Source organism: Bradyrhizobium forestalis, from assembly GCF_002795245.1.
In the GTDB taxonomy this organism is placed as follows: Bacteria; Pseudomonadota; Alphaproteobacteria; order Rhizobiales; family Xanthobacteraceae; genus Bradyrhizobium; species Bradyrhizobium forestalis.
The window spans coordinates 35,487-47,491 of sequence record NZ_PGVG01000005.1 but is presented as its reverse complement, the minus strand read 5'-3'; the positions used below and the strand labels follow the sequence as shown (position 1 = coordinate 47,491).

At 65.5% G+C, this 12,005-nt stretch carries 12 protein-coding genes; 5 read left to right on the top strand and 7 right to left on the bottom strand.

The window, feature by feature from the left end:
* The first annotated feature begins 49 nt into the window (after positions 1–49).
* Positions 50–781: a 4'-phosphopantetheinyl transferase family protein gene (locus CVM73_RS08185; protein WP_100231496.1), complete on the top strand. Its 732-nt coding sequence runs from the start codon at positions 50–52 to the stop codon at positions 779–781.
* 406 nt (positions 782–1,187) lie between these two features.
* Here CVM73_RS08185 and CVM73_RS08180 read toward each other — a convergent pair whose 3' ends face one another.
* The 3 genes from CVM73_RS08180 to CVM73_RS08165 all read right to left on the bottom strand — a co-directional run bounded on the left by CVM73_RS08180 (position 1,188) and on the right by CVM73_RS08165 (position 5,532).
* Positions 1,188–2,213 carry a histone deacetylase family protein gene (locus CVM73_RS08180; RefSeq protein ID WP_100231495.1) on the bottom strand — a complete coding sequence of 342 codons (1,026 nt, stop codon included), beginning with the start codon at positions 2,211–2,213 and terminating at the stop codon, positions 1,188–1,190.
* A gap of 336 nt (positions 2,214–2,549) precedes the next feature.
* A complete protein-coding gene (locus CVM73_RS08170; RefSeq protein ID WP_167406712.1) occupies positions 2,550–3,488 on the bottom strand; it encodes an SMP-30/gluconolactonase/LRE family protein in 939 nt (312 codons plus the stop codon).
* Positions 3,445–5,532 carry a PQQ-dependent sugar dehydrogenase gene (locus tag CVM73_RS08165; RefSeq protein ID WP_100231492.1) on the bottom strand — a complete coding sequence of 696 codons (2,088 nt, stop codon included), beginning with the start codon at positions 5,530–5,532 and terminating at the stop codon, positions 3,445–3,447. Before CVM73_RS08165 ends, CVM73_RS08170 begins: the two co-directional genes overlap by 44 nt.
* 200 nt (positions 5,533–5,732) lie before the next feature.
* On the opposite strand from CVM73_RS08165, the gene CVM73_RS08160 reads away from it, so the two are divergent.
* From CVM73_RS08160 to CVM73_RS08150, 4 genes are all read left to right on the top strand, one after another.
* Entirely contained in the window at positions 5,733–5,966 is a 234-nt protein-coding gene (locus CVM73_RS08160; protein WP_027571536.1) for a DUF6894 family protein, read from the top strand.
* Positions 5,967–5,975: 9 nt separating this feature from the next.
* Entirely contained in the window at positions 5,976–6,152 is a 177-nt protein-coding gene (locus tag CVM73_RS40055; RefSeq protein WP_167406711.1) for a hypothetical protein, read from the top strand.
* A 230-nt stretch (positions 6,153–6,382) separates the two neighbouring features.
* The gene (locus tag CVM73_RS08155) at positions 6,383–7,972 is read left to right on the top strand and encodes a gamma-glutamyltransferase family protein (RefSeq protein WP_167406710.1); all 1,590 of its coding nucleotides are present in this window, start codon (positions 6,383–6,385) and stop codon (positions 7,970–7,972) included.
* 158 nt (positions 7,973–8,130) lie between these two features.
* Positions 8,131–8,355, top strand: coding sequence for a hypothetical protein (locus CVM73_RS08150; protein WP_245452244.1), 225 nt, complete (start codon positions 8,131–8,133; stop codon positions 8,353–8,355).
* A gap of 52 nt (positions 8,356–8,407) precedes the next feature.
* Here the strand turns inward: CVM73_RS08150 and CVM73_RS08145 are convergent, their stop codons facing one another.
* The 4 genes from CVM73_RS08145 to CVM73_RS08130 are packed head-to-tail and all read right to left on the bottom strand — an operon-like array spanning position 8,408 to position 11,886.
* Positions 8,408–9,691 carry an NAD(P)/FAD-dependent oxidoreductase gene (locus tag CVM73_RS08145; protein WP_100231490.1) on the bottom strand — a complete coding sequence of 428 codons (1,284 nt, stop codon included), beginning with the start codon at positions 9,689–9,691 and terminating at the stop codon, positions 8,408–8,410.
* Positions 9,692–9,703: 12 nt separating this feature from the next.
* Complete coding sequence (locus CVM73_RS08140) at positions 9,704–10,435, bottom strand: amino acid ABC transporter ATP-binding protein (protein ID WP_100231489.1); 732 nt, start codon at positions 10,433–10,435, stop codon at positions 9,704–9,706.
* Positions 10,432–11,085 (bottom strand): amino acid ABC transporter permease, encoded by a 654-nt coding sequence (locus CVM73_RS08135; protein WP_100231488.1) that lies wholly within the window; start codon positions 11,083–11,085, stop codon positions 10,432–10,434. The genes CVM73_RS08140 and CVM73_RS08135 overlap by 4 nt, the downstream gene beginning before the upstream one ends.
* 42 nt (positions 11,086–11,127) lie before the next feature.
* Positions 11,128–11,886, bottom strand: a complete 759-nt coding sequence (locus tag CVM73_RS08130; protein WP_100231487.1) for an ABC transporter substrate-binding protein — start codon at positions 11,884–11,886, stop codon at positions 11,128–11,130.
* Positions 11,887–12,005: the final 119 nt, after the last annotated feature.

Genomic DNA, 12,005 nt, shown 5'->3' with positions numbered 1-12,005 from the left:
TCCGTCGGGACCGGGGATTTGGCCTCGCCTGACGCCATGGGCCCAATTGATGGCAGACGACAGAATTGAACTCTTTGTCGGGCTGATCGAGACCATTGACGCGCCGGGCGCGGTCGAGGCGTGCCGACGCCTGCTCTCGGTCGACGAACGGGCCCGGGCCGATCGCTTCATGTTCGAGCGGCATCGGCGGCAGTACATCTTCGCACATGCCATGTTGCGCCTGGCGCTGTCGCAGGTCGCCTCCAACGTCGCGCCCTCCGACTGGTCGTTCGGCGCGGGCCGCTATGGGCGACCGTTCGTCGCAGCGCCCGTCACCTCGACCGCGCTGCATTTCAGCCTGTCGCATGCCGACGGCTGCGTCGCCTGCGTGGTGTCGCGGCATGAGGCCGTCGGGGTCGACGTCGAAACCGTGTCACGGCGTGTCGCCCCGCTGTCCACCGCGCATCGCTTCTTTGCGCCGGAGGAGGTCGAAACGCTGCGCGGACTGCCGGAGCCCGCGGCGATCGAGCGCTTCTTCGACTATTGGACGCTCAAGGAGGCCTATCTGAAGGCCAGGGGCTTCGGGCTCAATTTGCCGCTCGACGCCTTCGCGATGCAGGTCTCACGCGAGGCCATCGAGATCAGCTTCAAGCCCGGCATTGCCGACGATCCGGACGGCTGGCGTTTCTCGCTGTGCTCGCCATCGCCCTCGCATCGCCTCGCGATCGCCGATGGCTCCCGTGCCGACGGCGGCCTTCCCATCAGCCGCCATGCCTGGCCGCTCCAGGAAGCGGCTGAATGACACCGCCGCGGCGGCGCGATTGGCGTGAGACCCGTCCCCCCCACCCGGAATTTGCTTGCGCAAATTCCGACCTCTCCCCGCAAGCGGCAGGGCTATCGCATTTGAAGCTTCTTCGTCTGCGTCCATCCTTCGAGACGCCCGCCTGTGGCGGGCCCTCAGGATGAGGACGGAGTGTGCGGCAGCAGTTTCAACGGGCACTGACGCTGCTTAGCCTCATCCTGAGCCCCCAGCGCCGAAAGCGGGCGCTGCACATGGAACCATGAACCACCTGTCAGACGTCGTCTGACAGGTGGTTCATGGAGAGGAGACTGCGGAGCAGTCGTCTCGAAGGACGAGGCGCGCGCTCAGGCGCCTCCAACAGTCAAATGCGATAGCCCTGCCGCAAGCGGGGAGAGGCGAAGAGATCTCACCGCGCCTGTTCGAATCCTGCCAGCACCGAAGTCAAATTCGCGCCGAGAATGTCGGAGAGATAGCCGCCTTCCTGCACGAACACGGTCGGCAGGCCCATCCTCGCGATGGCCTGGCCGATGCGGCGGAAGCCGGGCGTGGTGACGGCAAGGCCCTTCAGCGGATCGTGCTCGGAGGCATCGAGGCCAAGCGCGATGACGAGGGCGCCGGGGGCGAAGGATTCGATCGCCTTGCGCGCGAGATCCAGTGCCTGGATGTAGCCGTCATCGCCGGTGCCGATGGCGAGGGGAATGTTGAGATTGGTGCCCAGGCCCGGGCCTTCGCCGCGCTCATGCGCGTAGCCCCACACGAAGGGGTAATAAGCGATTGGGTCGGCGTGGATCGAGATCGTGTAGACGTCGGGCCGCGCATAGAAGATGCCTTGCGTGCCGTTGCCGTGATGGACATCGACATCGAGGATCACGACGCGCTCGTGCTTCTGCCGCAGATGCGCCGCGGCGATCGCGCTGTTGTTGAGGAAGCAGAAGCCGCCGGCCATATCGCGATAGGCGTGATGGCCGGGCGGACGGCAGAGCGCGTAGGTTGCGTCCTCGCCGTCCATCACCATTTGCGCGGCGGTCACCGCAACGTCGGGCGCGGCGCAGGCTGCAGCCCAAGTCCCGGGGCCGATCGGCGCCGCGGTGTCGGCCGTGTGCCAGCCGAGCTTGCCGACGATGTGAGTGGGATAGGTTGCGGCGTGGCGCACGGGATGGATGTTGCCGATCATCTCCGGGCCGGAATCGCCGAGCGCGGTCCAGGCGTCCCAGGCTTCGCTCAGGAACGTAAGGTATTCCGGGCTGTGAATGCGTGCGCGCGGCCCCTGCCCGAACTTGGTCGGCTCGACCAGCTGGTGCTTGCCATCCCGTAATCCCTTGAGCAGGCGGTCGGCGCGCTCGGGCTGCTCGGTGGTGCGCTTGACGACACCGCGAACCAGGAAGAATTGCGGATCGTGGCTGCGGTGCAGTTCGGTATGGACAGCTTTCACTCAAACACTCCGTGGTCGCTTTGACGGTGCCACAGATGTCTTGATCCCCGCGGCGGCCAGATGCAAGCAAGAACAATGCCGCACCTGTCGCGTGAGGCTCGATCGCGGCAACGAGCTCGGTGCACTCCCTCTCCCGCTTGCGGGAGAGGGTTGGGGAGAGGGTGTCTCCGCAATGGGACAATCCCTAAAAGGAGAAAGCCCTCACCCGGCGCTTCGCCATAGCCGAGGCTTCGCCTCGGCGTTTCCAGCACGGCCGCCGAAGGCGGCCTACGCCTCTCCCGCAAGCGGGAGAGGTGAACCACCCGCGGCAACCGATTCAACCTAAGGCAATTGCGCTCAGCAGCGCCCGCGCTGAAGGCAGTGCTCGCGCCCCGGCTGGTCGGTGCGGAAGGATTCGATGAAGCCGCCCTGGCGCTGGGTGACGAAGACGGTCTTGCCGTCGTTGCCGCCGAAGGCAAGGTTGGTCGGCTCCTTGGCCTTCAGCGCGATCTCGCGCTCGACCGCACCGGTCGGCTTCATCAGCGCGATCGTACCCTTGAGAATGCGCGCGACATAGAGACGGCCGGCAACATCGGTGCGCAGACCGTCGACGGTGTCGGGCTGAAACGACTTGACGAGTCTTGCACCGGCGAGCTCATTGCCGCTGATTGCATAGGACCAGATCTGGCCGCTGCTGGATTCGCCCACATAGAGCGTCTTGCCGTCCGGGCTGAGATCGATGCCGTTGGTGGTGCCCATCGCGCGCGGCGCCGGCATGATCTGCCCCTGCACCCTGCCGTCGGCGGCCTTCGCGATGCGCCAGATGTGGCCTTCCCTGCCCTTCCAGTTCGGATCGCTCGCATAGATCGTGCCGTCGCGGGCGATGGTGATGTCGTTGGGCTGGTTCATCTCGTCGGAATGAAACCAGAGGGACGGCTCGGTCGCGCCCTTCGCAATCGCGAAGATGTTGTGTTTCTTGTAGTCGGCAATGAACATGGTGCCGTCGCGTGCAAAGCGGATGGCATTGCCGACACTGCCTTCGGGCAGCGCCGTGAATGGCTCCGACGCCGCGCCGCCCGCCGGCAGCCTACCGATGGTGCCGGGCTTGCCGAGATTGACCACGAAGAGGTTGCCGTCGAGGTCGGCGGCGGGTCCTTCGATGCCGAACGTGTATTCGCCGGCGGGCGTCACCTGCACGCTGTCGAACAGTTTTGTTTCGGCAGCGGCCGGCGGCGTCGCGACGAGCAAGATGCTACTGCACAGGCACCAGAAATTCCTGCCGGATGTAATAGCCATCGTCGTCGGTGCACTCGCCATTCAGATAGGGATCGGCCGGACGGAAGAATCGGCTGAAGCCGGGTTTGTCTACAGCGCTCCTTTGTGTCACGACAACGACCTTGGCGGCCGGTATTTCGCCGCATTCCTTGTTGGTCTTGCCATAGAACTTGCGCTGCGGCGGACCGGCCTTGATCCGCATCCGCGTGCCCGGAACCATCTTCGCGACGAGCAGATCCGCCGCATCCAGCAGACGTTTGTAGCCTAGTTCGGTCTTCGGCAGGCTCTCGCCACCCGGCGGCATCAGCTTCTCGGCGCCAAGGCCGCGCAGGCGCGTGCGCAGCTTGCCGGCGTCGGGATCACCGGGATAGATCCAGCCGTCCTGCGACAGCATGAAACGGAGCACGGCGCCGTCCTTCTCTGCCTCCGACTGGCCCGGCCTCAAGCCGAAATCCGTGTGGCAGCCGACGCAATGCTTCTCGACGAGGCCGTTGCGCAGCGTGGTCAGCCGGGCACTGTTCTGTGCATCCCTGGCGACGAAAACCGCGAGCTGGTCGATCATGGCCTGGCTGCGCATGTCGCACGGCAGCGGCGCCGGCGGATCACCCGCGGCGCGATCGATGCGGATCACGGTCTTGTTCTTGTCCTCGACCAGCCAGATCGCGCCGTCCTCGGCAACCGTCATGCCGACCGGGGCGCCTTGCGGCCGCGCGCCGTTGACGCGGTGCCAGCCTGCAATCAGCTCCTCGAACGGCGCAACAGCGACCTCGCCGGCGTCGGTCTGGAAACTGCGCGTCGGGTCAGCCGCGCAACTGACGTGATAGCGCACCGGTGCCGGCGCAGGTTTGGGGAAGCCGTGATCGTCGACGTCATAGACCAGCAGCCGGCTGCCGGTCGGCCGATAGCCGTGCAGGCCGACCAGCAGCTTGCCCTCCAGCTCCGGGAATTTGGCGCCGTGGTAATACAGCATCGCGAGCGGCGCCCCGTGCGGCGGCAGCAGCGAGAGCGGCGCCTTGTAGAGCGCATTGGCAGAGCAGAGCGACTTGTAGACCCCCGATTGCAGCACGAGCCTGAATTCGGGGCTCGGCGTCGACAGATCGTAGCAATAGGGCCAGCCATAGTGCTTGCCCTGCTCGATCGCGTTGATCTCCTCATTCGGCTTGAAGATGTCAGGCAGATCGCGCGCGTTCTCGGCCTGCAGGAAGGCGTAGCCGGCATCCGGGAAATTCGGATGCAGCGCTAGCGCCATCGAGTTGCGCAAGCCGCGCGCATAGACGGTGTGCGGCGGATCGGGTTCGCGGGGCTTCAATGCCGGGAAGACGCCGCCCGCAGGCGGCGTGAACAGCCAGATCGATGCCAGCGCGGACGCGCCCTCGGCCGCCGCACAGGGTTTTGTGATCGGCGCCGGCGTGATGCAGTCGTCGCTGTGGGAGCCGACATTGACGAAAAGCCGGCCGTTCCTGTCGAACACGAACTGCTTGAGCGGATGCGCGCTCTCATCGAGCCTCGTGCCATCCGGCAGCGTGATCCGGCGGCCGGGCATGTGGCGGATGATGGTCTCGACCGTGCTCCGTGGATTGTCGGCGAGCGGATCGAACCGGAAGATCGCCTCCGCGGTCGAGGCATAGAGCTTCCTGTCCGGGCCGATGACGAGGCCGAACGGATATTCTATCCCCGTCAGCAGCTCCTTGAACCGTAGCCCCTGGGGCGCATGCGGATCGAGCAGCAGCAGCCGCCCGTCGGCATGACCCCAGCCGCCCATGTCGGCGACCACGAACAGGTCACGGCCGGGCACCTGGACGATCGAGCGTGGGAATCTGAGGCGGTCCTCTTCGCTGGCGACGAGGCCGGCGCAGAATCCAGCCTTCATGTCGATCTGGATCCTGGGAAAGGCGAGATCGCCGCTGCCGCAGGATTCCGTGCCGATCGCATAGCCGCTCTTCCTGACCGGCTCGGATGAGGCCGGGGCGAGGCCGAGCAGCGCGGCGGCCAAGACTGCGGCAGGCAAGACCGCTGCAAGCGAGCGCAGATTTCGTCGTCCGCTCTCGAATGTGAACTGGCTCACGGTCGCCCCCGACTTCCCGCGGACGTTGTTCCATGGCGCCTCGGCGCCGTCCAGCCATCACCCGCCTGTGATCAAACCTGTAACGACCTTGGTGCCGACCAACCTCCGTAAATTCCCTTACCGGGCTCGACCCGAATGTTTCGCGAAGGCTTGGGGTGGTATCGATTTGCCGTCCCAATCGCTTTCTACAGGAGGCGCTTATGGTCCAGGTCTATTTTCACTGCTCCAACACCGAGGGCACGCTGATCGACCGCTACGGGGCCGCCGTCGCCAATCTGACCGAGGCGCGCGACCGCGCCACCCAGATCATGAACTCGATGATCCAGACGCCCGGTGCCGAAGACTGGCGCGACTGGGTGATCCATGTCAGCGACGATGATGGCGAGGAGATTTTCGACCTCCCCTTCACCGCCATGCTCGGCAAGCCGCATTGAGGTGATGCCATGTTGCTCGCTTCCTTGAGCCTGCTCCGCCAGCCCCTGAGCTTCGTCGCCACCAAATGGCAGACGCTGATCCGCGTCGCGGGCAACCCCTATCGCCCCGAGCTGCACTACATGCGCGGACCTGGCCCGAAATGGCGCGCCAAGTATCAGGCCAGCCGGCTGGATCGCATGCGCTGAGCGCAGCGGCTTCGCCGTTTTCTCATTGATCTCCGTGGTCATGGCCGGGCTTGTCCCGGCCATTCACGTTGTTGGATCCCGCGCCTGTTTCACACCAGCCATGTCGCGCCTCCCTTTCGATGTTCTCGTTGGCCGCAATGTGCCATTGTCCGCGCGCTTCGCCAATTGCGGAGCCTCGACGTCGACGCAGCGAAGCCAAGACAACAGACCGCAAACATCAAGACGACATCATGCCTCAGCAATTCAGCCTCAACCAAGCCGTCCGCAAGCCCGCCGTCACATCCAAGGGCGGCATTGTCGCCTCGCAATCGCGGCGGGCGGCTGAAGTCGGAGCAGAGGTGCTGGCCGCGGGCGGCGACTGCGTGGACGCGATCGTCGCGACCACGTTTGCCCTCAACGTCCTGGAGCCCTGGAACAGCGGTATCGGCGGCGGTGGTGCGATGGTGCTCTACCGCGCCAAGGAAAATCGCACCGAGGTGATCGACTACGGCATGTGCGCGCCGCAGAGCCTGCGCACGGCCGATTATCCGCTCAGTGGCGAAGGCGCGGCTTCCGACCTGTTTCCCTGGCCGCGAGTGAAGGATGACCGCAACATCCACGGCCCCGGCTCGATTGCCGTGCCCGGCGTCGTTGCCGGAATGGAAGAGGCGCATCGCCGCTACGCCAAAATGCCGTGGAAGGATCTGGTCGCGCCGGCAGCCGTGCTCGCCGGCGAAGGCCTGCTGATCGATTGGTGGACCACGCTGACGATCGCGGGCTCGGCGGCCGATCTCAGGCGCTATCCCGCAAGCGCGGCCGCGTTCCTGAAGGACGGCCTGCCGCCGAGCGCGCCATGGGGCATCAAGTCCGAGACACGGCTGCCGCAGGACACCCTGAAGGCGACGCTGTCACGTCTCGCTGAGGCCGGCCCCCGCGATTTCTACCAAGGTGATCTCGCCAAGAGCATTGCCTCCGACATCAAGGCCGACGGCGGGTCGCTGTCGGTGGAGGATCTCGCCGCGTTCCGCGCCCATTTGCGCGCGCCGCTGGCGATCCCCTATCGCGAGGGCAAGGTGTATGCGACGCCGGAGCTCACGGCGGGGCCGACGATGGCGCATGCGCTGCGCCTGTTGCAGCAGGGCCTGACGCCCGCAGGCGCGCCGGATGGCGCCGCCTATGTCGAATATGCGCTCGCCTTGCAAGCCGCCTTCCGCGAGCGGCTCAAGGACATGGGCGACGCCGACGGCAGGCGCTCGCTCGGCGCGGAATATCTGGCGCCCGCCTGCACCACGCATTTCTCGGTGGTCGACCGTCACGGCAACATCGCGGCGGTGACGCAGACGCTGCTCTCGTCCTTCGGCTCGAAATATGTGACACCGCACACCGGCATCCCCATGAACAACGGCATCATGTGGTTCGATCCGACGCCGGGTACAACCAACTCGCTTGCACCCGGCAAGCGCTGCCTTTGCAATTACACGCCTGTGATCGCCGAGACAAAGCATGGCAAGCGCCTCGCCGTCGGCGCCTCCGGTGGACGTCGCATTCTGCCATCCGTGATGCAGCTCGTGTCCTTTGCGATGGATTTCGGCATGGATCTCGACGCCGCCATCCATCAGCCGCGCATCGACGCCAGCGAGGGCGCGATCGTGATCGGAGACGCCCGCCTGCCGGCGGAGGTGCGCAAAGCCCTGGCCGCGCGCTTCGACTTTGAAGAGAGCCGCGTGCAGGCGCTGCCGCAGAAGTTCGCCTGCCCGAGCGTGGTGATGCGCGAGGGCGAGGTCAATTCCGGCGCAGTCGAGATTTTCCAGCCCTGGGCCGACGCAGTCGCGGAAGGCTGAGCGCACGGATCGATGCGAGATGATGCCAGCGCGCGTTGAGCCCTCGCGCGACCACGTATCTGCGCGAGCGTCACGACTCCTCCACATTCGCAGGGAACTAAGCTGCACATCGTTCGTTCATTGAATGGACAAGTGCGCTCGCCCCACTGGAGGACATGATGAAGAAACTTGCGCTCGCCGCGTCGCTGATCATCGCGGCCGGCTTTACGTTTGCTGGCCCCGCGGTTGCAAAGGGTGGGCATGGTCACGGACATGGTCATGGTCATGGCCACGCGATGGGCCATCATTACTATGGCTCACCGCCCGGCTGGTCGCATGGACGCAAGGTCGGCTGGCGCGGTCACGGGTGCCCGCCCGGGCTTTGGAAGCAGGGCCGCTGCTGACGCCATCTGCAATTCCTGAGAAAGCGCCGCCCGAAACCGGGCGGCGCCTTTTTCATATGCCGAGCCGGTCCCGCACCCGGCCCGCAATCACGGCGGTCGTCACGCCGACCGGCCAGAACGCGTGCATCGGGATCGGCTTGATGCCTGATATCGGCATGTCGATCTCGGCCCTGGCGCCGCCGATCAGGCGGCGGGCGAGCTGCGCGCCCATCGCGGTCGAGAGCGCGACGCCGCGGCCGTTGCAGCCGAGCGAGATCAAAATGCTCTCGGCGGGCTCGTGCACGTGGGGATAATGGTCCCCGGTGATGGCGAGCCGGCTGTTCCAGCCGTGGGTCCAGGCAACGCCCTTGAGCTGCGGCCAAAGCCGCTCCGCATAACGCATGAGATAGGCGACGTCATGCGGCGATTTGATCCAGCGCATCGGACCGCGTCCACCCATCAACAGACGGTTCTGCTGATCGATGCGATAATAGACCGTGATGTGACCGCTCTCGTAGAGCACCGGACGCGTCGGCATGATCGAACGGGCGACCGCGTCGGACAGCGGCGCGGTCGCGGCGATCGAGGAAAATACCGGCACGATGGTGCGGCGGAGCGCCGGCCAGAGATCGTCGGTGAACCCGTTGGTGGCGAGCAGGACCTTGTCGGCATGCACCACGGCGCGCGGCGTCTCGATGCGCCAGCGCGAGCCGTCGCGGCGCAGGGACAATGCCGGCGTCTCGCCATGGACTTTCGCTCCGGCGGAGATCGCGGCGCGCGCGAGGCCACGGGCGTAGCTCAGGGGATGCAGATCGCCGCCGCGCGTATCCAGCATCGCGCCGATGTAGCGGTCGGTGCCGGTCATCTCGCGCAGCTGCTCGCGGTTCAGGTATGTCACCGGCATGCCGCGGCGGATGCATTGCTGCGCAGTCTTCTCGATCGCGGCGGCGCTGGCCTCGTGATAGGCCGCGCGCAGCGTGCCGTTCTGCCGCGCCTCGCAGGGAATCTGGTAGCGGCGGATCAGGTCGTGCGTGAAGTTCGTGGTGCCGTAGGCGAACGCGATCATGCGGCGGCCGAGCTCCGCGCCGAAATCGGCCTCGATCTGATCTGGATCGTGCTTCAGTCCAGGATTGGTATGGCCGCCATTGTTGCCGGATGCGCCCCAGCCCGGCTCCTGCGCCTCCAGCACCAGCGCCTCGACGCCCTGCTCGGCCAGATGCAGCGCCGTGGAGAGGCCGGTGTAGCCGCCGCCGACGATCGCGACAGAGACGGTCTTGTCGGTATCGAGCGGTGGCGTCGCCACCGGCGCGACGGCGGTGTCGGCATAGACTGATGGCGGCAGAGGCAGGCGCGTCATGGCGAAGTCCGGTCAGAGCGGATGCAGCACGCGGCGCAAGAAATCCTGCGTGCGCGGATGCTGCGGCTGGTTGAGCAGCGCCTTGGCTGGCCCCTGCTCGACGATCACGCCGCCGTCGATGAACAGCACGCGGTCGGCGACGTCGCGGGCAAAGCCCATCTCGTGGGTGACGACCACCATGGTCATGCCGTCGTCGGCGAGCTTGCGCATCACGCCGAGGACGTCGCCGACCAGCTCTGGGTCGAGCGCCGAGGTCGGCTCGTCGAACAGGATCGCCTTGGGCTGCATCGCCAGCGCCCGCGCGATCGCGACGCGCTGCTGCTGGCCGCCGGAGAGCTGCGGCGGATGCGCGTCGGCCTTTTCCGCAAGCCCGACCTGGGCGAGCAGCGCGCGGCCGCGCTCCAGCGCAGCGACTCGCGATTCCTTCTTCACATAGAGTGGCCCCTCGACCACGTTCTCCAGCGCGGTGCGATGCGGGAACAGGTTGAAGCGCTGGAACACCATCGAGACTTGGGTGCGGATGTTCACGATCGACGGCGCATCGCGATCGACCTTCAAGCCTTCAACGCTGATCTCGCCGCGATCGTAGCTTTCGAGCCCGTTGATACAGCGCAGGATGGTCGACTTGCCGGAGCCTGATGGCCCGACGATGCAGACCACCTCGCCCTTCTCGACCGAGGCCGTAATGCCCTTGAGCACCTCGACCTTGCCAAAGCTCTTGTGGACGTCGTTCAGCTCGATCATCGCTTGCCCGCCCGCTTCTCGAAGTGACGGACCAGCAGGATCAGCGGGATGCTCATGGTGAGATACATCAGCGCGACAAGCGTGAACACGCTGGTGTTCTTGAAGGTCGAGGACGCGATCAGCTTGCCCTGCAGCGCGAGCTCGGCCACCGTGATGGTGGAGGCCTGCGAGGAATCCTTCAGCATCATGATCATGACGTTGCCGTAAGGAGGCAGCACGATGCGCACCGCCTGCGGCAGCACCACGCGGCGCATGGTGAGCCACCAGCCCATGCCGATCGACTGCGCCGCCTCGATCTGGCCCTTGTCGATCGCCTCGATGCCGGCGCGGAAGTTTTCGGCCTGATAGGCCGAATAGGCGATGCCGAGCCCGAGGATCGCGGCCTGCAAGGCCGTCAGCGTGACGCCGAGATCGGGCATCACGAAATAGAGGTAGAACAACAGCACGATGATCGGGATGCCGCGGATCACGTTGATCAGGCTGGCGCTGAGCATCGACAGCACCTTGATGCCGGAGACCCGCATCATCGCCCAGACGAGGCCGAGCACCGTCGAGAGCAGCAGCGAGCCGACCGTGACGACGATCGTCAGCGCGACGCCGTTCAGCAGGATCGGGAAGAACTCGACGGCGTCGCGCCAGAAGCCTTTCATCGGGCAGCCTTCGATCAGTCGTTATCGATCAGACTTTGACGATCAACCCTGCGCCTTCAGGCCCCATTTATCGAGGATCTTGTCGATGGTGCCGTTGGCTTTCAGCTTCGCCAGCGAGGCGTTGATCTTGCCGAGCAGCGCGGTCTCGCCCTTGCGCACGCCGATGCCGACCGAGCCGACCGTGACCGGCTTGTAGCCGTCGACGAGGCGCACCTCGGGGAACCCGCCCTGCTTCAGATTGTAGGCGAGGATCGGATAGTCGGCGTAGCCGGCCTTGAGGCGGCCGGTGTTCACGTCGCGCAGGATGTCGGGGATGGTGTCGTAAGCCTTCACCTCGGCGAACAGGCCGGTCTTCTTCAGCGCGTCGACGAAGGCGGTGCCGACCTGGGCGCCGACGGTCTCGCCCTTCAGATCGTCCTGCGTGGCGTAAGCCTTGGTGTCGGTCTTCGGCACCACGAGGCCCTCGCCGTAGGTGTAGATCGGGTCGGAGAAGTCGACGACCTCCTTGCGCGGCGGCGTGATGAACATCGCTGCCGCAATGATGTCGATCTTGCTCGACGTCAGCGACGGGATCAGCGCCGAGAACTGCATCGGCTCGATCTGCACATTGAATCCCGCATCCTTGCCGATCTCGGTGATGAGATCGACCATGATGCCCTGGATGGTGTTGGTCTTGGTGTCGAGGAAGGTGAAGGGAATGCCCGTCGGGGTCGATCCGACCTTCAGCACTTGTTGCGCCGAGGCCGGCACTGCTGCGGCAATGGCGAGCGCCGCGATTGCGGCCTGAACAAAACGCTTCATCGCATCCCCCTTTGGGTCTGGCCGGTGGCGGCGGTCGCGCATGTCGTGATCAGACGTTGCGGGCCGGGCCGTTTCGGCCTATTTTCACCAATATGAAAATTTGGTCACACTTTCGCGGA

Coding starts and splice junctions, on each gene's coding strand:
- CVM73_RS08185 (WP_100231496.1), top strand. CDS start 50: ATGGCAGACGACAGAATTGAACTCTTTGTCGGGCTGATCGAGACCATT.
- CVM73_RS08170 (WP_167406712.1), bottom strand. CDS start 3,488: ATGGCTATTACATCCGGCAGGAATTTCTGGTGCCTGTGCAGTAGCATC.
- CVM73_RS08160 (WP_027571536.1), top strand. CDS start 5,733: ATGGTCCAGGTCTATTTTCACTGCTCCAACACCGAGGGCACGCTGATC.
- CVM73_RS40055 (WP_167406711.1), top strand. CDS start 5,976: ATGTTGCTCGCTTCCTTGAGCCTGCTCCGCCAGCCCCTGAGCTTCGTC.
- CVM73_RS08155 (WP_167406710.1), top strand. CDS start 6,383: ATGCCTCAGCAATTCAGCCTCAACCAAGCCGTCCGCAAGCCCGCCGTC.
- CVM73_RS08150 (WP_245452244.1), top strand. CDS start 8,131: ATGAAGAAACTTGCGCTCGCCGCGTCGCTGATCATCGCGGCCGGCTTT.
- CVM73_RS08145 (WP_100231490.1), bottom strand. CDS start 9,691: ATGACGCGCCTGCCTCTGCCGCCATCAGTCTATGCCGACACCGCCGTC.
- CVM73_RS08140 (WP_100231489.1), bottom strand. CDS start 10,435: ATGATCGAGCTGAACGACGTCCACAAGAGCTTTGGCAAGGTCGAGGTG.
- CVM73_RS08135 (WP_100231488.1), bottom strand. CDS start 11,085: ATGAAAGGCTTCTGGCGCGACGCCGTCGAGTTCTTCCCGATCCTGCTG.
- CVM73_RS08130 (WP_100231487.1), bottom strand. CDS start 11,886: ATGAAGCGTTTTGTTCAGGCCGCAATCGCGGCGCTCGCCATTGCCGCA.